The sequence below is a fragment of the Streptomyces sp. NBC_00984 genome (assembly GCF_045162475.1).
Classification (GTDB): domain Bacteria; phylum Actinomycetota; class Actinomycetes; order Streptomycetales; family Streptomycetaceae; genus Streptomyces.
In genome coordinates this window covers 7,112,398-7,130,619 of sequence record NZ_CP108734.1, presented here as the reverse complement: position 1 = coordinate 7,130,619, position 18,222 = coordinate 7,112,398, and the positions used below count along the sequence as shown (strand labels likewise).

At 71.4% G+C, this 18,222-nt stretch carries 17 protein-coding genes; 6 read left to right on the top strand and 11 right to left on the bottom strand.

Features of this window, described 5'->3' with window-relative positions:
• Nucleotides 1-2 precede the first annotated feature (2 nt).
• The gene (locus OG520_RS31890) at nucleotides 3-1,661 is read right to left on the bottom strand and encodes an AMP-binding protein (RefSeq protein WP_399330159.1); all 1,659 of its coding nucleotides are present in this window, start codon (nucleotides 1,659-1,661) and stop codon (nucleotides 3-5) included.
• On the bottom strand, nucleotides 1,658-2,422 hold the full coding sequence (locus OG520_RS31885; protein ID WP_399330161.1) for an SDR family oxidoreductase: 765 nt from the start codon (nucleotides 2,420-2,422) through the stop codon (nucleotides 1,658-1,660). The genes OG520_RS31890 and OG520_RS31885 overlap by 4 nt, the downstream gene beginning before the upstream one ends.
• A gap of 185 nt (nucleotides 2,423-2,607) precedes the next feature.
• Between OG520_RS31885 and OG520_RS31880 the strand changes: the two genes are divergently transcribed.
• Nucleotides 2,608-3,873, top strand: coding sequence for an exo-beta-N-acetylmuramidase NamZ domain-containing protein (locus OG520_RS31880; protein WP_399330163.1), 1,266 nt, complete (start codon nucleotides 2,608-2,610; stop codon nucleotides 3,871-3,873).
• Nucleotides 3,874-3,930: 57 nt separating this feature from the next.
• Here OG520_RS31880 and OG520_RS31875 read toward each other — a convergent pair whose 3' ends face one another.
• Nucleotides 3,931-6,759 (bottom strand): penicillin acylase family protein, encoded by a 2,829-nt coding sequence (locus tag OG520_RS31875; protein WP_406015429.1) that lies wholly within the window; start codon nucleotides 6,757-6,759, stop codon nucleotides 3,931-3,933.
• Between the two features lie 229 nt (nucleotides 6,760-6,988).
• Here OG520_RS31875 and OG520_RS31870 point away from each other — a divergent pair, with 229 nt between their 5' ends.
• Nucleotides 6,989-7,600 carry a hypothetical protein gene (locus OG520_RS31870; RefSeq protein ID WP_406015428.1) on the top strand — a complete coding sequence of 204 codons (612 nt, stop codon included), beginning with the start codon at nucleotides 6,989-6,991 and terminating at the stop codon, nucleotides 7,598-7,600.
• Here the strand turns inward: OG520_RS31870 and OG520_RS31865 are convergent.
• Together OG520_RS31865 and soxR are read right to left on the bottom strand one after the other, a co-directional pair.
• Entirely contained in the window at nucleotides 7,536-8,027 is a 492-nt protein-coding gene (locus OG520_RS31865) for a hypothetical protein (RefSeq protein ID WP_406015427.1), read from the bottom strand. The two genes, OG520_RS31870 and OG520_RS31865, sit on opposite strands and share 65 nt — an antisense overlap.
• 125 nt (nucleotides 8,028-8,152) lie before the next feature.
• Nucleotides 8,153-8,626, bottom strand: coding sequence for a redox-sensitive transcriptional activator SoxR (soxR, locus tag OG520_RS31860; RefSeq protein WP_406015426.1), 474 nt, complete (start codon nucleotides 8,624-8,626; stop codon nucleotides 8,153-8,155).
• 131 nt (nucleotides 8,627-8,757) lie between these two features.
• On the opposite strand from soxR, the gene OG520_RS31855 reads away from it, so the two are divergent.
• Nucleotides 8,758-9,219: a MaoC family dehydratase gene (locus OG520_RS31855; protein WP_266421469.1), complete on the top strand. Its 462-nt coding sequence runs from the start codon at nucleotides 8,758-8,760 to the stop codon at nucleotides 9,217-9,219.
• Nucleotides 9,220-9,294: 75 nt separating this feature from the next.
• Here OG520_RS31855 and OG520_RS31850 read toward each other — a convergent pair whose 3' ends face one another.
• The 3 genes from OG520_RS31850 to OG520_RS31840 form a co-directional block, all read right to left on the bottom strand.
• Nucleotides 9,295-9,924, bottom strand: coding sequence for a TetR/AcrR family transcriptional regulator (locus OG520_RS31850; protein ID WP_399330171.1), 630 nt, complete (start codon nucleotides 9,922-9,924; stop codon nucleotides 9,295-9,297).
• An 81-nt stretch (nucleotides 9,925-10,005) separates the two neighbouring features.
• Entirely contained in the window at nucleotides 10,006-10,296 is a 291-nt protein-coding gene (locus OG520_RS31845; RefSeq protein WP_266421465.1) for a YiaA/YiaB family inner membrane protein, read from the bottom strand.
• An 88-nt stretch (nucleotides 10,297-10,384) separates the two neighbouring features.
• Nucleotides 10,385-11,536: an acyl-CoA dehydrogenase family protein gene (locus OG520_RS31840; protein ID WP_406015425.1), complete on the bottom strand. Its 1,152-nt coding sequence runs from the start codon at nucleotides 11,534-11,536 to the stop codon at nucleotides 10,385-10,387.
• A gap of 63 nt (nucleotides 11,537-11,599) precedes the next feature.
• Here OG520_RS31840 and OG520_RS31835 point away from each other — a divergent pair, with 63 nt between their 5' ends.
• Genes OG520_RS31835 through OG520_RS31825 form a run of 3 tightly spaced genes read left to right on the top strand, consistent with a single transcriptional unit; the run spans nucleotide 11,600 to nucleotide 14,083 of the window.
• Entirely contained in the window at nucleotides 11,600-12,274 is a 675-nt protein-coding gene (locus OG520_RS31835) for a TetR/AcrR family transcriptional regulator (protein WP_266421460.1), read from the top strand.
• 15 nt (nucleotides 12,275-12,289) lie between these two features.
• On the top strand, nucleotides 12,290-13,012 hold the full coding sequence (locus tag OG520_RS31830; RefSeq protein ID WP_406015424.1) for an ArsR/SmtB family transcription factor: 723 nt from the start codon (nucleotides 12,290-12,292) through the stop codon (nucleotides 13,010-13,012).
• A gap of 33 nt (nucleotides 13,013-13,045) precedes the next feature.
• Nucleotides 13,046-14,083, top strand: a complete 1,038-nt coding sequence (locus OG520_RS31825; protein WP_406015423.1) for a DMT family transporter — start codon at nucleotides 13,046-13,048, stop codon at nucleotides 14,081-14,083.
• A gap of 197 nt (nucleotides 14,084-14,280) precedes the next feature.
• Here OG520_RS31825 and OG520_RS31820 read toward each other — a convergent pair whose 3' ends face one another.
• The 3 genes from OG520_RS31820 to OG520_RS31810 form a co-directional block, all read right to left on the bottom strand.
• Nucleotides 14,281-15,510 carry an IS4 family transposase gene (locus OG520_RS31820; RefSeq protein ID WP_406015422.1) on the bottom strand — a complete coding sequence of 410 codons (1,230 nt, stop codon included), beginning with the start codon at nucleotides 15,508-15,510 and terminating at the stop codon, nucleotides 14,281-14,283.
• Between the two features lie 94 nt (nucleotides 15,511-15,604).
• The gene (locus OG520_RS31815; protein ID WP_406015421.1) at nucleotides 15,605-16,687 is read right to left on the bottom strand and encodes a Zn-dependent alcohol dehydrogenase; all 1,083 of its coding nucleotides are present in this window, start codon (nucleotides 16,685-16,687) and stop codon (nucleotides 15,605-15,607) included.
• Nucleotides 16,688-16,763: 76 nt separating this feature from the next.
• A complete protein-coding gene (locus OG520_RS31810; protein WP_406016618.1) occupies nucleotides 16,764-18,143 on the bottom strand; it encodes an aldehyde dehydrogenase family protein in 1,380 nt (459 codons plus the stop codon).
• Nucleotides 18,144-18,222: the final 79 nt, after the last annotated feature.

Sequence of the window (18,222 nt, the reverse complement as noted above, 5' to 3'; positions counted from 1 at the left end):
GGTCATCGAGGGGAACGCAGTTCCCGCCTGAGGATCTTCCCACTCGCCGTCTTCGGGAGTTCGGTCAGGATCTCGACCTCGCGCGGGTACTTGTACGCGGCAAGCCGTTCCTTGCAGTACGCACCCAGTTCTTCGGGTCCGGCCGAGGCGCCGGGCCGCAGGCTCACGTAGGCGCGTACGGTCTCGCCCCGGTAGGCGTCGGGGACACCGACGACGGCCGCCTCCCGGACCGCCGGGTGGGTGTAGAGGACGTCCTCCACCTCACGCGGCCAGACCTTGAAGCCGGAGGCGTTGATCATGTCCTTCTTGCGGTCGACGACATAGAGCCAGCCCGCGCTGTCCATGAAGCCGATGTCGCCGGTGCGCAGTTCGCCCTCCGGGAAGGCGGCGGCGGTGGCCTCGGGCAGCCGCCAGTAGCCGGAGACCACCTGCGGGCCCCGGACCGCGATCTCGCCCTGCTCGCCGAAGGGCACCTCCTCGCCGTTCTCGTCGAGGATCCTGACCACCGTGTCGGGGCCGGGGACACCGACGGACAGGGTCCCGGAGACCGGGTCGACCGGGGCCTCGCGCTCCGGCGGTACGGAGGCGCAGGGGGCGGTGCACTCGGTGAGGCCGTAGCCGTTGCGGATGTACGGGCCGAAGCCCGCCCGGAACTTCTCGACCAGAGCGGGCGGCAGCGGTGCGCCGCCCGAGGAAATCACCCGGAAGGAGGCGAAGTGCCCGGGGGTGGCGTCGGGGTGGGCGGCCAGCGCCATGAAGGCGGTGGACGGGCCGACGGTGTAGGCGGGGCGGTGTTCGGCGAAGGCTTCGAGGACGACGCCGGGGTGGAAGCGGTACGCGAGGACGAGGGTGCCCGCGTTGGTGAGGCAGGCGGCCAGTTGGCACACCATGCCGGTGATGTGGAAGAGCGGGGCGAGCGCGAAGTAGGAGGAGCCCTCGGGGACGGGGTGCCCGGTCCGCTGGCGCTCGGCGTTGATCATGATGTTGCCGTGGGAGTTCATGGCGCCCTTGGGGGTGCCGCTGGTCCCGGAGGTGTAGCTGATCAACGCCACGTCGGCGGCGGTGGGTTCGCGCCCTTCGGGAGCCCTGGTGCCCCGCCGGGCGACGGCGACCAGGTCGTCGGCGTCCTCGGGCACGGGCAGCCGGTCCAAGCCGAGTACCCGTTCGTCGTTCTGCGTCTGGAGGTCGAGCTCACTGGTGGTGAGGGCGATCCGTACCGTCGGGGCGCCGGCCGCGGTGTCCCGCAGATACGCCTCCCAGGCCCGGTCCGCGCAGATCAGCGCGGTGACCTCGGCGTCCTTCAGTACGTGGCCGACCTCGCCGGACCTGTACATCGGATTGAGCGGGACGACCGTGGCGCCGGCCTTCCAGGCGCCGAGCAGCGCGAGCACGAACTGCGGGGTGTTCTGCAGCATGATCGCGACGCGGTCGCCGCGCTCCAGGCCCTCGGCGGCGAGGTGGCCGGCCACCGAGTCGGAGAGCGCGTCCGTCTCGCGGTAGCTCAGGCGTCCGTCGAAGTAGGCGAGCGCGGGATGCCCGGGGCTGCGGGCGGCGGAGTCCCGGAAGGCGTGGACGAGGCTGGGGGCCGGGCTGACGGGGGCCCGCTGGGCCTCGCTGAGCAGGGGGATCCACGGCTTGGCCGCGTAGATCGACTCGGTCATGCGCCGGTCTCCTCCCATTTCTGCTGGAGGTGGTTCATGCTGCCGAGCCAGTGGTCGGTGTCCTTGGCGCGGGCCCGGTAGTACCCGGCGACCTCGGGGTGCGGCAGGACGAGGAAGCGGTCCTCGGCCATGGCGTCGAAGAGCGCGTCCGCGACCGCCTCGGGCTCGATGGCGCTGGGGGCGAGGACGAGCTCCCCGGCCGATCCGGCGGCGGTGAGCATGTCCGTACGCACGCCCTGGGGGCAGATCGCGTGGACCTTGATGCCGCGGTGGCGGTAGGTGAGCGAGAGCCATTCGGCGAAGGCGACGACGCCGTGCTTGGTGACGCTGTACGGCGCGGCGCCGATCATCGTCAGCAGTCCGGCGGCGGAGGCGGTCGAGACGAAGCGTCCGCTGCCGCGCTCCAGCCAGTGGGGCAGCAGCGCCCTGGCCGCGCGGACGTGGGCCATCACATTGACGTCCCAGGCCGCGGCCCAGACCTCCTCGTCGGCGAAGACGTCGCCGGGCGAGGCGAGGCCGGCGTTGGCGCAGTAGACATCGACGGTGCCGTCGAGCGCGTCCCTGGCGGCGTCCACGATCTGCGAGGCGTCACCGGCGACGGCAATGCCGCCGGTCTCCTCGGCCAGTGCCTTGATCCTCGCCTCGTCGAGGTCGTTGACCACGACCCGCGCACCCTCCGCGGCGAACCGGCGGGCCAGCGCGGCTCCGATGCCGCCTCCGGCCCCTGTGACCACCACGCCCGCGCCCTGCACCGCACTCATCGGGTCCCGCCTCTCTCAGCCGACTGCACTGGCAGACTAACCAGTCGGTATGCCGGAGCGGAAGAGGCGGACTCCGCTCCGGCGGCAGTCCTGTCACAACCGTCCCGTCCGGCTCATTCCGTATGGCCTGAACGCGCGCTAGCGTGCGTGACCATGACAGACGTCGCGATCATGGAGGTAGCCGAATGAGCCTGTCCAGACGTGGTTTGCTGGCCGCCGGTGGTGCGGTGGGAGCCCTCGCGGCGACGGCCGCCGGGGCCGGGGCCGCGAGCGCCGCACCCGCTCCGGGCAAGGGGCACGGCCGGGTCAGCACCGGCTTCGACCGGCTGGCGGCGGACGGCTACGCGCTGCTGAAGGGCCAGAAGGTCGGGGTCGTCACCAACCCGACCGGGATCACCTCCGACGTGCGCCACATCGTCGATGTGATGCACCCGGACGAGCGGGTGGACCTGATCGCCGTCTTCGGTCCCGAGCACGGCTTCCGCGGCACCGCGCAGGCGGGCGGTTCGGAGGGGCGGTACGACGACCCGGCGACCGGACTCCCGGTCTACGACACGTACTTGAAGAGCGGGCAGCCGCTCGCCGATGTCTTCACGGCGTCCGGCGTGGACACGGTCGTCTTCGACATCCAGGACGCGGGCGCCCGCTTCTACACGTACATCTGGACGCTGTACGACTGCATGGAGGCGGCGGCCCTCGCGGGGAAGCGGTTCGTCGTCCTGGACCGGCCGAACCCGGTGACCGGGCGGGCCGCGCTCGGCCCGGTGCTCGACCCGGCGTTCGGCACGTTCGTGGGCCGCCGGGAGATCGCGCAGGCGCACGGCATGACAGTCACCGAGCTGGCGCTGCTCTTCAACGCCCGGTTCCTGGCCGAGCGGCCGGTGGACCTGCGCATCGTGAAGATGTCCGGGTGGAAGCGCTCGGACTTCTTCGACGCGACCGGGCTGCCGTGGGTACCGCCGAGCCCCAACATGCCGACGCCCGACACGGCGCTGGTCTACTCGGGGACCTGCCTGTTCGAGGGTACGAACCTCTCCGAGGGGCGCGGCACGACCCGGCCGTTCGAACTGCTCGGCGCGGAGGGCATCGACCACCGGTGGGCGGCGGCGGCGAACGCGCTGGACCTGCCCGGGGTCGCGTTCCGCGAGGCGTACTTCGCGCCGACGTTCTCCAAGTTCCAGGGGAAGACGGTCGGCGGTGTGCAACTGCACGTCCAGGACCGCGAGGTCTTCGATCCGGTACGCACGGGCATCGCGCTGCTGGTGACGGCGAAGCGGACCTGGAGCGGCTTCGCCTGGCGCTCGGACAACTGGATCGACAAGCTCACCGGCAACACCCGGGTCCGCACGATGATCGACGCGGGGGCGGACACGGATGAGGTGGTGGGGGCCTGGGCGCAGGATCTCGCCGCGTTCCGGGCCGTACGGAAGCGGTATCTCCAGTACCGGTGAGACGGCGCCGGGCGGGCCCGAGGAATTCGGACCCGCCCGGCACTGCAGGTCAACCCCCTACCGGTGGGCGGGGAACTCCACCACCTGCTGGTACGTCGGGCGGTTCTGCCAGTGGATGGACTTCTGGGCGATCCCGCCGAGCGGCCGGTGGACGATCGAGTCGGAGCACCACTGCTCGCCCGCCTTGCAGCTGTCGTCCCCCGGATAGACCTCCGTCGCGGGCCGGGCCGCGGCCTGCTTCAGGGACGCGAGCAGTGCGTCACGGCAGCTGTCCGGATCGCCGTTGCCGCAGTACGTCCTGGCCAGCGGCCCCTTGACCTGCTGCCCCAGGACCTGGCGCAGGTCCTTGTCCACGAAGCCCCACCAGCCGTACTGGAACGCGGATCCGCTGTGCGCCCCGCTCGGCCCGTGGCTCGCCGCCGGGGATTCGTCGGTGGCGAGGTTGGCGGTCAGCGCTCCGTACAGGCCGTCGCCGAGCCCCGGCCTGAACTCGGCCTCGACCAGCTTCGGCCACCACGCGTCCATGATCCGCACCGCGTCGGCATGGGTGTACGCGTGCGAACCGGGGCTGCTCTCCCTGCGCTGCGATCCCGCCGCCCGCCAGGACTCCAACTGCTGTACGCCACCGTTCAGTTCGGGATCGGTCACCGGCCGGGAGCGGATCACCTTCAGCAGTTCGGGCAGCAGCTGCTCGCCGCGCAGATCGGTGACCGCGGCCTGGGCCATGGCCCGGGTGAGGGACGCACGCGTCACCCCGCCCTCCTCGACCAGCTCCGACACCCGGTCGTCCAGCAGATCGCCCCGGTGCACGGCACTGAGGCCGAAGCCCGCGGCGGCGTACCCCTTGGCCTGCTTGTTGTTCCAGGAGATGTAGTAGTCCTGCCCGCTGGAGTGCGGGTGCTCGGCGAACGGGGTGTACGCGGCGGTGTTGGCGGCCGGCTCGTACGCCTGCCACTCGTAGTCCCGCTCGGCCCGCACCGGCAGCGCCGGGTCGACGCCCGTCGCGCGCACCGGGTTCATGCCGCTGTTGTAGTAGGCGGCGGTGCGGGAGTCGGCGTAGAACCAGTTGAAGGCGTAGTCGATATGGCTCGCCGCCTGCTGGAAGGAGGCGGCGTCCTTGACGTACGACGGATCGTTGAGCATCTGGAAGCCGATGATCGAATCGGCCTCGTGGCGGTAGGTGGAGCGCAGCGAGGTGTACGCGACGGGCTTGCCGCCCACGGTGGCGCGGTGGGTGACGATGCCGTAGTTCGTGCGCCGCACCTGCATCCGGTAGGAGCCCTTCGCCGTGGAGTCGGCGACGGTCGGGTTCCAGGAGTTGGTGCGCTCCAGCGTCTCCATCGCGGTGCAGGTGCCGCGGTAGAGGTAGTGCGTGGAGTCCCGGGTCGGTGTGGAGCCGTCGGGCTCGCACAGGTCGACGGCGTAGGTGTCGGTGATGTCCTGGCCTGCCGAGGTGGCGCTCCAGGCGTAGTCCTGGCCGCGGCCCATCTGGATGTACATGCCGACGCCGGCGAAGGAGACGCCGCGGGCGCTGATGCCCGGCCCCTGGAGTTCCTGGAGCATCATCAGCTGCGGGGCGAAGTAGCCGGTCTGCGGTCCGAACACGGCGATGGGGTTTCCGCTCGCGGTGTGCTTGCCGGAGACCAGCAGGGCGTTGGACATGCCGCGCTTCTGGGCGCCGGAGCCGGAGCCGGGCAGCGAACCCTCGGGGATCACGCCGTCGTCGTAGATGCCCTGGGCCTTCTTGAGCGTGGCCGGGGCCTTGACCGGGGCCTTCCGGTCGGTGCCCGCGGAGCCGGTCCGGTCGTATATGAGGGGGTCGGCGGTGACGGACCCGGCGTCGGGCAGCGCGGTGCCGCGTGCCTTGGCGGGCTTACCCGCGTACGGGAACGAGGTGCCGTCGTGGATCGTCAGCACGGCCTCGGGGTCCTCGCGCTGGCGGAACGACTCCCAGACCTTGGTGCCTTCGGCGACGCCGTACTTCTGCTGGGCGGCCAGCAGCGAGAGCGCCGCCTGCACCTCGCCGCCACCGCCGCCGCCGAACTGGCCGCCGACGACCGAGGCGACGGAGATCAGGTCGGTCAGCTTGAACGGCTGGATCTCGCCGACGTTGGTGATGGCGTCGATCTTGCCGGTGAGGACGTACTCGCCCGGGAAGTAGCGGCCGTTCTTGGACTTCTCGCGGTAGGCGTTGATGCCGTCGACGTACGCCTGGGCATCCGCCATGGCCTGTTCGCCGCGGGCGCCCTCGTGGGTCCTGATGTACTCGACCTGGGCTTCGAGATCTGCCTCGGTGTACGGGGCCTGCGGCCAGAACTGCTGCTCCAGGCCCTGGTTGGCGAGGGCGCCGCCGGCGAACGAGGTCAGTTCGCCGCGTCCGATGTGCCGGAAGAGGTCCATCAGCCAGAGCCGGTCCTGCCCGGCGGCGAATCCGGCGCCGAACTCGGTGCCGTACCGGGTGGTGCCCTTGATGTGCGGGACACCGGACGCCTTGTCGCGGGTGATGGTGACGTCGTCGCGCGGCGAGGTGACGGACTCGACCTGGTCCTTGGACACGCCGAAGGAGGCGTCGTTGAAGAAGTCGGTCAGCTTCTGGTCGGTGAGACCCGACTGTCCGGCCACCAGGCCGTTGTAGCGGTCGAGTTGGTCGTCGCTGTGCGCGGGGTGCGTACCGAACGCCTTGTTGCCGAGGATGTCGACGAGGGTGGCGTTGCCGTTCTCGCCGGGCGGCAGGATGTCGTCGCACTGCCCCTGGCAGTAGTCGGTGACGGGGGCGGGTTCCGCTGCCGCGGCGCCGGCCTGCGGCGAGGCCGCCAGCAGGGTGGTGCCGAGGGCGAGAACCGCCGCGACGGTGGCGGCTCTGAACTTGACGGTGCGTGGGGGCATGCGTGCTCCTCCGAGAGGCCGATGCGCCGGAGGTTACTGGCGGTATGACTCGCCGGTAAGGTGAGCAACCGTCACCTTTTCCGAATCGTCACATGCCGCCGTCCGCTGCGGCGCCGCGCCGGCGGCTCGCGCCGAATTCCGGACAACATCAGTCTTCGTGGGATCCGAACGGGGCAGCCGTACGTCCATTCCTTGACGCCGAAGTACGAGCGACGGAGGTGACGGTGCGGTGGCGGGATTCCGAAGTCTTGCGAGACAGGTCCGCGATCCGCGGAGCGACCTGGCACTGCGGCGGTATTCGCTGCGCAAGTGCCTGGAGAGGTTCGCCCCTTACGGACATCGGGCGACCTGGGACCATCTGTGCGCCCGGCACAGGATCGGGCCCGAGGACCGGTCCCCCGATCCGGCGCGGCTGATGCGCGCGCTGGACGAGCTGGAGGCGGCGCGGGCGGTCTGGCTCGGCTACGAGGCGGGGTTCGCCGAGCGCCGCAGGCGGGAGAAGCGCGACGGGCTGCGCCGGCCCGGCGCGTTCGACGACTGGCACCGGCGCACCTGGGGCGGCTACGGGGTCGCGCGGTGCGAGGACCCGGCAGTGCACCCGTCGGCGCCGCTCGCCGAGGTCCTGCGGCGGCTGATCACGGCGCTGGAGTCGGAGCCCGGCACGGTCTGCCCGGTGTGCGCGGGCACCGCGATCCGCTGGCGGCAGGATCTGGAGTGCGAGCCGTGGTCGGGGCCGGTCTGCACGGGGTGCGGGATCGTGGTGCCGCAGCCGGTGCTCACCCCGCGGGCGCTGGCGAAGGCCCGGAGCACACCTCGGCGGGATCTGGCATCGGTGGCGTGACGGGCGTCGAACCGTTCCGGCGTGCCCGCGCCCGCCCGGCACCCGGGCGGGCGGGCCGGGAGCCCCTCATGTCGGGACCGGGTCCCCGGGATGTCCGGAATCCGTAGCCCGGCGACGTCCTTCTCGTAGAACGCACCGGGGTGTCCCCCGAGACCTCCTTCTCGGGGCCCCGCACCCGGACGTGGACGGAGTACTCGACCTCGGAGCCCTCGGTGACGACCTCGATCCGGAGACCGCGGCTGAGGATTCCCGCGGCCTTGTCGCCCCGGTCGTAGCACTGGACGTCGAGCGTCGAGGCCGGTCGTCCGCCGAGCGTGGCGTGGTGGTCGAGCCCGTAGCGGCGGACCTCGCGGCCGTCGGCACGGCAGTGGCCGGCGAGGTCGTCGTCCGAGCCCTCGCCGATCGTCCGGCCCTCCCCGACGTCCACGGCCCCTGTTCCGGCCGCCCGCTGTATCCGTCGTCCACGCCCGCCGTCATTGCCCCCTTGATCACCTGCCCGAGTGCGCATGAGCAACAGGGTTGGGCCCGGCACGAACATGCTTCCGACCGGAGCTACGGGCCCTCGGCCGGCGGACGCTCCGGCATCAGACGCGAGCCGCTGATCCGCTGACCGGAGACATCGTTCGGGTTGGAGAGCACGCAGTTCTCCAAGGACAGACAGCCGCAGCCGATGCAGTCGGTGAGATGGTCCCGCAGCCGCCCCAACCGCTCGATGCGGTCGTCCAGTTCGGAGCGCCAGGCCGCGGAGAGCCGCGCCCAGTCCTCGCGGTTCGGGGTGCGCTCCTCGGGAAGTTCGGCGAGGGCGTCCCGGATGGTGGCGAGCGGGATGCCGACCCGCTGCGCCGCACGGACGAACGCGACCCGGCGCAGCGCGTCCCTGCTGTAGCGGCGCTGGTTGCCGCTGGTGCGGCGGCTGCTGATCAGGCCCTTGGCCTCGTAGAAGTGCAGGGCCGAAACCGCCGCACCGCTGCGCGCGGAGAGCTGCCCGACCGTGAGCTCATGGAGTGTCTGTGGGATCTGGGGCACCCCTCCAACCCTACTGGCCCGCCTCCGGCCGGTCCGTCGTTGACAGGAACGCACCCGCCAACCATGCTGAGCAAGCGCTTAGGCAGCGCGCTGAAGGATGGACTGGAGCTGGAAGGGCAGGGACCAGGGACATGACAGAGCCGAGAATCTTCACGTCCGCGCAGGAGCTGCGCGACGGGGTGGGCGAGCAGCTGGGGCACAGCGACTGGCTGGAGGTGGACCAGAAGCGGATCGACCTCTTCGCCGAGGCCACCGGTGACCACCAGTGGATCCATGTGGACCCGGAGCGGGCCGCCACGGGGCCGTTCGGCACGACGATCGCGCACGGCTATCTCACGCTCTCACTGCTGCCGGCGCTCGTACCGCAGATCATGCGGGTCGAGGGCATGAAGATGGGCATCAACTACGGGACGAACAAGGTCCGTTTCCCGTCCACCGTGCCCGTGGGCTCACGGCTGCGCGCCTCGGCCGTCCTGAGGAGCGTCGAGGAGGCCGGGGGCGGGGTGCAGGTCACCGCCGTCGTCACGGTCGAGCGCGAGGGCGGCGACAAGCCGGTGTGCGTGGCCGAGTCGGTGTCGCGCTACTACTTCTGACGTACCGCCGTTTCCGGCCTGCCGCGACTACCGACGCACCGCCGCTTCCGGCGTTCCGCGACTCCTGGCGTACCGCTACTTCTGACGTTCCGCCGCGACCATGCGCAGCACGAGGTCGGCGTAGAGCTCGCCGACCTCGTCCGGCGTCCGGCTGCCCTGCGCGTTGAACCAGCGCGCCACGTCGATGCAGAGCGAGAGCACCGCGAGCGTGGTGCCCGGGATGTCGGGGACGTCGAACTCCCCCGCCCGGACGCCCTCGCTGATGATCCGGCGCACCACCGCGTCGCTCCTGCGGCGCAGCTCGACGATCTCGGCGCGGTGCTCCTCGCCGAGGGCGTCGAGTTCGTACTGGACCACGCGGGCGGTGGTGTGCCGCTCGGCGTGCCAGCGGACGAAGCACCGTACGGCCTCGGCCAGCCGCTCGGCCGCCGTACCTCCGCCGTCGGCGGCCGCCTCCAGGACGAACAGGGCACGGTCGTGGCCGATCCTGCTGATCCGGTGGAGCAGCTCTTCCTTCGTCTTGTAGTGGATGTAGAGCGCGGCGGGGCTCATCCCCGCCCGGCCCGCGATGTCGCGGGTGGTGGTGGCGTGGTACCCGCGCTCGGCGAAGGCGTCGACGGCGGCGACGAGCAGCCGCCTGGCCGCCTCGGGCGTCACCTCGGCCCACGGCGCGCTGTCGCCGTCGGTCTCCTCCGCCGTGCTCATCGTCACTCGCCCCTCTCGTCAGCAGGACGAACACCATACCCCGAACCTGAGCAAGCGCTTAGGGTTCGTCCGGCGGGACCGTCAGAGCTTCTGGAAGGGGTCGTGCTCGGCGAGGATCTTCTCCAGCCGGGCCTGGTCGACCCGGCTGACGATCCGCCCCGCCTCCTGGCGGTCGCGGATGACCTTGGCCAGGGTGAAGCAGGAGGTGACGAGGTAGAGGACGCCGATCGCGAGGAATCCGCGGACCCAGGCGTCGGCGTCGAGGAAGTAGATACCGAGAGCCACCGCACCGATCGCCACCCCGAAGGAGGCGACGGCCTGGCCGTAGAAGGCCGCGGTGCCCTGCTGCTTGACCGTTGCTGTCTCACTCATGGCGCCCAGCATCGGCCGACGTGGCGTGCGCCACATCCGTTCCCGTACTCAGCCGGTACTCAGACGCCCGTTCGAACGGCGGTACGGGTCAGAAGGCGGAGACCCCGGTCAGCGCGCGGCCGATGATCAGCTTCTGGATCTGGCTGGTGCCCTCGTACAGCGTCATCACCCGGGCGTCGCGCAGCAGTTTGCCGACCGGGTACTCGTCGATGTAGCCGTAGCCACCGAAGACCTGGAGCGCGTTGCTGGCGGCGCGGACGGCGGCCTCGGAGGCGAAGAGCTTCGCCTTGGAGGCGGCGGTGGCGAAGTCCTCGCCGCGGTCGACGAGGTCCGCCACCCGCCAGGTCAGCAGCCGGGCCGCGTCGACGTCCACGGAGATGTCGCTGATGAGCTCCTGGACGAGCTGGTGGCTCGCGATGGACTTGCCGAACTGCTCGCGCTCGCCCGCGTAGCCCACGGCGGCGTCGAGGGCGGCCTGCGCGATGCCGACACAGCCGGCCGCGACCGACATCCGCCCCTTGGCCAGGGCGGACATGGCGATGGAGAAGCCCTTGCCCTCCGGGCCGATGAGCGCCGACGCGGGCACCCGGACGTCCTCCAGGATCACCTCGGCGGTGGCCTGGCCGCGCAGGCCGAGCTTGCCGTGGATGGTGCGGCGACCGAGACCGGCGGTGTCGGTGGGGACCAGGAAGGCGGATATGCCCCTGTGGCCGGGGGTGTCGTCGGTGCGGGCGAAGAGCAGCACCACGTCGGCCCAGGTGCCGTTGGTGATGAACATCTTGCTGCCGTTGATGACGTAGTAATCACCGTCCCGGACGGCCCTCGTCGTCAGGTTTCCGGCGTCCGAGCCGGTGCCGGGCTCCGTGAGGCCGAAGCAGCCGATCGCCTCGCCCGCGGCGAGCCTCGGCAGCCAATGCCGCTTCTGCTCCTCGTCGCCCCAGGCGGCGATGGTCTTGGCGACGAGCCCGAGGGAGACGGAGACGATGCCGCGGACCGAGGAGTCGCCGCGGCCCAGCTCCTCGGTGACCAGGCAGTACGCGAGGTGGTCGCCGCCCGAGCCGCCGTACTCCTCGGGGACGGTCAGCCCGAGGAAGCCGACGGAACCCAGCTTCTTCACGATCGACTTGTCGACGTTCTCGGCCCGGTCCCACTCCACGACGTGCGGGGCGATCTCACGGGCGACGAAGTCCTTGGCGAGCCGCCGGACGGCTTCCTGCTCCTCGCTGAGCTCCAGGTTCATCCTTCGACTCCACTTTTAATTAGCACTGCTAGTTTTTCGCTTGCAGGCCCTACTATGTGCCGCATGGCCCGACCGCGCAAGCCCCTCCTGAGCAGAGACCGCATCGTCGAGGCGGCGAGCGCACTCGTGGACTCCGAGGGGCTCGACGCCGTGTCCACCCGTCGGCTCGCGGCCGGACTCGGGGTCAGCGGACCCTCGCTCTACAACCACTTCCGCAACAAGGACGAGATCCTGGACGCGGTCGCGGACGCCGTGTCCGCACAGGTCGATCTGTCGATGTTCGACGAGTCGGACCCCCGCGACTGGCGCACCGCCCTGCACGACTGGGCCGTCTCCTATCGTGCGGCGCTCACCGAGCACCCGCACATCGTTCCGGTGCTCGCCCAGGGTCCGGGCCGCCGGCCGGCCGGTCTCCGGGTCGCCGACGCGGTGTTCGGCGCGATGGTCAGGGCCGGCTGGCCGCCCGCCCAGGCGACGTACATCGGGGCCCTGATGCGGTACTTCATCACCGGTTCGGCACTGGGCTCCTTCGCCCGCGGCTTCGTCGACGACGAGACGGCGTACGACCCCGCCGACTACCCGCACCTCGGCCAGGCCCATCTGCTGGCCGAGCGCCGCCAGAAGGTCGACGAGGGGGCCTTCGAGACCGGGCTGCGGGCCCTGGTCGACGGCCTCTCGGTCCAGTACGAGCTGCTGGCGCCGGCCGGAACGGTTCGGCCCGCACCGAAGCGTTCCTGACGCATCCTGGTTCACATGGCACGCATGGCACACCCCGACCCGGCCGCGCCCCGGCTCGCCGCCCTGGCCGCGCTCCTCGCCGACGAGACCCGCGCGGCCTTCTGCCTGGCCCTGCTCGACGGCCGCGCCTGGACCGCCGGCGAGCTGGCCAGATACGCCTCCGTGGCACCGTCGACCGCCAGCGAACACCTCGGCAAGCTCGTCGCGGGCGGGCTGCTGGCCGAGGAGCGGCAGGGCCGCCACCGCTATCTGCGGCTGGCCGACGAACGGACCGCGCATCTCGTCGAGGACCTGGCGGCCCAGGTCGTCCCCGGCGCCGTGCCGGAGCGGCCGCGCACCCTGAGCGCGGTGAACGCGGGCAGCGCGATGGCCCGCGGCCGGACCTGCTACGACCATCTCGCGGGGCGGATCGGCATCGCGATCGCCGACGCCATGACCGTACGGGGACTGCTGGAGCAGAACACCGGCTTCGCGCTCACCGATGCGGGCCTGCGCTGGTTCGGCGAGCGGGGCATCGGCCTGGACACCGGTTCGCGGCGTCCTCTCGTACGGAGCTGTCTGGACTGGACGGAGCGCAGGCCGCACCTGGCCGGGGTCGCGGGCGCCGCGCTGTGCCGCCACGCGCTGGACACCGGGTGGTGCGTACGGATCGGTTCAGGACGTGCGGTGAAGGCCACCCCGGACGGGGAGCGTGCGCTGTACGAACACCTCGGCATCGAGCCGGCAACAATTCGGTAGGGGCCGAACGGTCGCGGCCCTACGGTCGTGGCCATGACGACCCCGACCTCCTCCCCCGCCGGTCCGCCCGCTCCGCACCGCGACTGGCGGGCCGCCGCCGCGGCCGGTACCACCGTGCTGCTGTGGGCCTCCGCCTTCGTCTCCATCCGCAGCGCCGGCGACGCCTACTCCCCCGGTGCGCTCGCCCTCGGCCGGCTGCTCGCGGGTTCCCTGGCGCTCGGCACGCTTCTGGTGGTGCGGCGCGAGGGGCTGCCTCCGCGAGCCGCCTGGCCGGGGATCGTCTGGTCCGGGCTGCTCTGGTTCGGCCTGTACATGGTGGTGCTGAACTGGGGTGAGCAGCAGGTCGACGCGGGCACGGCCGCGATGGTGGTGAACATCGGCCCCCTGCTGATGGCGCTGCTCGGGGCCCGGGTGCTGGGCGAGGTGCTGCCCCGCAGGCTGCTGGCGGGCATGGCCGTGTCGTTCGCGGGCGCCGCGGTGGTGGGGCTCTCGATGTCCGGTGACGGCGGCGCGTCGGTGCTCGGCGTACTGCTGTGCCTGCTGGCCGCCGTGGCGTACGCGACCGGGGTGGTGCGCCAGAAGCCCGCCCTGCGGCACGGCTCCGCGCTGCAGATCACCACCTTCGGCTGCCTGGTCGGCACCGTCGCCTGCCTGCCGTTCTCCGGTGCGCTGATCTCCGACGCCGCCGACGCACCGCTGTCCGCCACCCTGAACATGGTCTATCTGGGCCTCTTCCCGACCGCGCTGGCCTTCACCACCTGGGCCTACGCGCTCGCCAGGACCACGGCGGGACGGATGGGCGCCACCACGTACGCGGTCCCGGCGCTGGTGGTGCTGATGTCCTGGCTGCTGCTGGACGAGGTGCCCGCGCCGCTCACCGTCGGCGGGGGGCTGCTCTGCCTGGCCGGGGTGGCGGTCTCCCGGACGCGTCCGCGGACCGGCGCGACACGGCGGAATCCGGCCCGTGAGCCGGACCGGACGGCCGTGGACGACGCGGAACGTCGCGCTGCCCACGGCGAAACCCCCGGCCGCTTCCAGGAGCGGCCGGGGTCGCTTCCGGACGGATCCTAGGGCCAATACCGGTGATTTAGGTGTTCTTCTGGCGTCTGCTGGCGGGTTTGGTGGGCGGGATGAGTGTGATTGCTGCTGCGGGTGGTCGGGGTGGGTTGCGGTGGTGGGTGTGTTTGAGGTGCCAGTTGGCCATCTTGCGTTTGATGACACGGGGGTTGGAGCGTTGCCTGCGGGGTGGCAGGAGTCGTTCCAGCAGCTCACGGATGGTGTGAGTCAGGGCTCGACTGAGTCGTGAGGGGGGAAAGTGCCGCCTGGTCGGTGACGTGGCGGCGAGCGATGCGAAGGGTGCGGGTGAAGGACAGCCTGTCGGGGTCGAGGCCGGCTTGGTGAGCGGTGTGGTGCATGACGTCCCGGAGTGCGTGGTGGACAAGAAGGAAACCGTAGATTTCCTGCTCGACGCCATCGGGGTACTGGGAGCGCAGGACGAGGCGCTGTCCGCCCTGATGGGTCTTGATCTCGTCCAGGGTGTTCTCGATCTCCCAGCGCTGATGGTAGAGGCCCGCCAGGTCGGCCGCAGGGGCCTCCTGCGGGTTGCAGATGGTCGTGATCAGCCGGTAGACCGTGTCGTCGTCACGGCCGAGGGTGTACTCGATGACGCGGACCCGGACCGGATCCCGGCGCTTGCGGTCGCCTGCCGCAACGATCTCGGACAGGTAGGAGCCGTCGTCGAAGGCTTCGAGGACCGGGAGCACGATGTTCTTCCGGACGCGCCACAACAGGTCCGCGCCCGTGCCCGAGGCGGCCCGCCACAGCTCGAAGCCGGTGATGCCGCGGTCGGCCATCAGCAGCATTCCCGGCTCGAGCCGGCCCAGCAGGCCGGGAATCAACTGCTGTTCATGAACCGACAGCGGGCCGGTCGCCGCGGCGAACACCGCGTGTGTCCCGCACTCCACCAGCGCAGCAACCCTCACCTGCGGGTAGGCACTGCGCTGCTGTCCCCTGCCCGAGCCGGGACGGCCGAAGAAAGCGCTGTTCGCCCCGGTGTCCGGCACATCGAAGACCGTGCCGTCCACCGCAACCAGACGCCACCGCCGATACCAGGCACCAGCAGTATCCGGGGCGGCCACCGGCCGGCACACTCGCGCGAACAGCACCTTCAACGGCTCCGGCCCCAACCGCCGACGGGCCCGGCCGATCGCCGCTGTCGTCGGCACCCGCCACGGTTTCTCCCACCGCCGCACCCGCTCCAGCCCCTGCGTCAGCAGCCGGGCCACCTCCTCATAGCCCTGCCCGGAGAACAGACACATCGCGAGCACGAAATAGACCACCACCCGGGCCGGCAACAGCCGCGACCGCTGTTCCAGACGCCCACACCCAACAACCACCTCATCCACCAACTCGGGCGGGAACACCCGCGTCAGCACACCCAGAGCGATCCGGTCCGACAACCGCTCACCCGACGACTTCACCTGTCCAGGCCTTGGCACACCACACCCAACGACCCACCACCAACAAAGTCACCGGTATTGATCCTAGGGCGTGTTTGAGAAGTCCCGTCTGTCTCGCGGGGTCTGACACGCCCTAGAAGACCACCAGGGCGCGCCCGCCCTTGCCGGCGATCATGTTGTCGAACGCCGCCGGGATACCGTCGAGGGTGATGCGCTCCGTCACCAGGGCACCCAGGTCGAGCCGCCCCTCCCGGACATGTCCGGCCAGCACGGGCAGGTCCCGCGCCGGGTCGGAGTTGCCGTAGACGCAGCCGGAGAGGGTACGTCCCCAGTGGAAGAGCTCCAGGGCGTTGAAGGTGACCTGCTGGTCCTTGCCGCCGATGCCGACGACCGTGGTCCGGCCGCCGCGGCGGGTCGACTCCCAGGCGGTGCGGATGGTGACGGCGCGGCCCACGCACTCGATGGCGGCGTCCACCCCCTGCTTGCCCGTGAGGGCCCGGATCTCACGGGCGGTGTTCTCCGAGGCGACCACGTAGTCGGTGGCGCCCGCCCGGCGGGCCAGTTCCTCCTTCTGCGGGGAGACGTCGACCGCGACGATGCGCGAGGCACCGGCGATACGGGCGGCCTGGAGCGCGGCCAGGCCCACTCCCCCGGCACCGAACACGGCCACCGTCTCGCCCTCGCGCAGCCGCGCCGAGTGGTGCACGGCGCCGTATCCGGTGAGGACCGCACAGCCCAGGAGAGCGGCGTCGGTGAGCGGGATGCCGCCCGGAACGGGCAGGACGCAGCCCGCGGGGACCACCGTCTCCTCGGCGAACGCGGCGACGTTGAGACCGGGGTGCAGTTCGCCGCCGTCGTCCGCGCGCCGGGCGTGGACGGCGCCCGCACCGTTCAGGGCGTTCGCGCACAGCCAGACCTCACCCAGCGCGCAGGCATGGCAACTGCCGCAGGAGGGAGCCCAGTTGAGCACGACGCCGTCGCCCGGCGCCACATGGCCGACACCCTCGCCGACCGCGACTACGGTGCCCGCGCCCTCGTGGCCGAGGACGGCGGGGACGGGCACCCGCATGGTGCCGTTGGACAGCGAGAGGTCGGAGTGGCAGACGCCGGCGGCGGCGAGGGCGACCCTCACCCGGCCGGGGCCGGGCTCCGGGAGTTCGATGTCGGTGATCTCCAGGGGAGCTCCGACGGCTGGCAGTACGGCGGCGCGGACCACGAACAGGCTCCTTGAGGGTCGGCAGCAGGGGAAACGGGCGGGGCGGAAAGGCCGGAACCGCAGGGACGCGGAACGGTCAGAACTGCAGGGACTTGGTCTGGAGGTACTCCGCGAGCCCGTGGGAACCGAGCTCGCGGCCCACACCGGACTGCTTGTAGCCGCCGAACGGGGCGAGCGGGTTGAACCGGCCGCCGTTGATGTCGACCTGCCCGGTGTCCATCCGCCGGGCGAACGCCACCGCCTCCGCGTCGTCGCCCGCCCAGACCGCGCCCGCGAGGCCGTACACGGTGCCGTTGGCGATGCGCAGGGCGTCGTCCTCGTCCTCGTAGCGGATGAGCGAGACGACGGGGCCGAAGATCTCCTCCTGGGCGATGGCCATCTCCGGGGTGACATCGGCGAACACGGTGGGGCTGACGAAGTAGCCCTGCTCGCGCGGGGCTTCGGGGCCGCCCGCGACGAGGCGGGCGCCCTCCGCCACGCCCTTCTCGATGTAACCGCGCACCCGCGCGCGCTGCTTGGCGTTGACGAGGGGGCCGATGCGGTCGCCGTACTTGGCGGCCGCCTCCGCGGCGAGCGCGACCGCCTCGTCGTACTGCGAGGTGTGCACCAGCATCCGGGTCCAGGCGCTGCACGTCTGGCCGGAGTTGCCCATGACGTTCGCGACGCCGACGCCGACGGCCTTGGCCAGGTCCGCGCTCGGCAGGATGACGTTGGCGGACTTGCCGCCCAGTTCGAGGGCGACGCGCTTGACGGCCGCGCCGGCCGTGGCGCCGATCTGCTTGCCGACGGCGGTGGAGCCGGTGAACGAGACCAGGTCGACGCCGTCGTGCTCGGCCAGGGCCTGTCCGGCGACCGGGCCGAGCCCGGTGACGAGGTTGAACACGCCTGCGGGGACGCCCGCTTCATGGACGGCCTCGGCGAAGAGCTGGGCGGTCAGCGGGGTGTCCTCGGCGGGCTTGAGGACGACCGTGCACCCCGCCGCGAGCGCGGGGGCGACCTTGGCGACGATCTGGTGCAGCGGGTAGTTCCACGGAGTGATCGCGCCGACGACGCCGACCGGCTCGGCGTACACGGTGGAGTTGCCGACCTTCTCCTCGAAGGCGTACGAGGCGGCGAGCTCGGCGTACGAGCCTGCCACCAGGACCGGTACGCCCGCGTGCACCGCCTGCGAGAAGGGCAGCGGCGCGCCGAGTTCGGCGGTGACGGTCCCGGCGATCTCGTCCTTGCGGGCGACGAGTACGTCACGCAGGGCGGCGATGCGCTCGGCGGGCGCGGTGGCCGCCCAGGCGGGGAGCGCGGCGCGGGCGGCCCGGACCGCGGCGTCGACGTCCTCCGCCCCGCCGGCCGGGACCTCGGCGATGACCTGTTCGTCCGCCGGGTTCACGACCGCGATCGTGTCCCTTCCCGCGGCGGGCCGCCAGGCCCCGTCGATGTACATGCCGTCGTGGGCCTTCATCGCTGTTCCTCCCGGACACGGTTGCGGACGGGGGCGTCCGCAACCCCAAACTAGCGCTGTTAGTTTTCGGGCGCCAGAG

Coding starts and splice junctions, on each gene's coding strand:
- OG520_RS31890 (WP_399330159.1), bottom strand. CDS start 1,661: ATGACCGAGTCGATCTACGCGGCCAAGCCGTGGATCCCCCTGCTCAGC.
- OG520_RS31885 (WP_399330161.1), bottom strand. CDS start 2,422: ATGAGTGCGGTGCAGGGCGCGGGCGTGGTGGTCACAGGGGCCGGAGGC.
- OG520_RS31880 (WP_399330163.1), top strand. CDS start 2,608: ATGAGCCTGTCCAGACGTGGTTTGCTGGCCGCCGGTGGTGCGGTGGGA.
- OG520_RS31875 (WP_406015429.1), bottom strand. CDS start 6,759: ATGCCCCCACGCACCGTCAAGTTCAGAGCCGCCACCGTCGCGGCGGTT.
- OG520_RS31855 (WP_266421469.1), top strand. CDS start 8,758: ATGACAGAGCCGAGAATCTTCACGTCCGCGCAGGAGCTGCGCGACGGG.
- OG520_RS31850 (WP_399330171.1), bottom strand. CDS start 9,924: ATGAGCACGGCGGAGGAGACCGACGGCGACAGCGCGCCGTGGGCCGAG.
- OG520_RS31845 (WP_266421465.1), bottom strand. CDS start 10,296: ATGAGTGAGACAGCAACGGTCAAGCAGCAGGGCACCGCGGCCTTCTAC.
- OG520_RS31840 (WP_406015425.1), bottom strand. CDS start 11,536: ATGAACCTGGAGCTCAGCGAGGAGCAGGAAGCCGTCCGGCGGCTCGCC.
- OG520_RS31835 (WP_266421460.1), top strand. CDS start 11,600: ATGGCCCGACCGCGCAAGCCCCTCCTGAGCAGAGACCGCATCGTCGAG.
- OG520_RS31830 (WP_406015424.1), top strand. CDS start 12,290: ATGGCACGCATGGCACACCCCGACCCGGCCGCGCCCCGGCTCGCCGCC.
- OG520_RS31825 (WP_406015423.1), top strand. CDS start 13,046: ATGACGACCCCGACCTCCTCCCCCGCCGGTCCGCCCGCTCCGCACCGC.
- OG520_RS31810 (WP_406016618.1), bottom strand. CDS start 18,143: ATGAAGGCCCACGACGGCATGTACATCGACGGGGCCTGGCGGCCCGCC.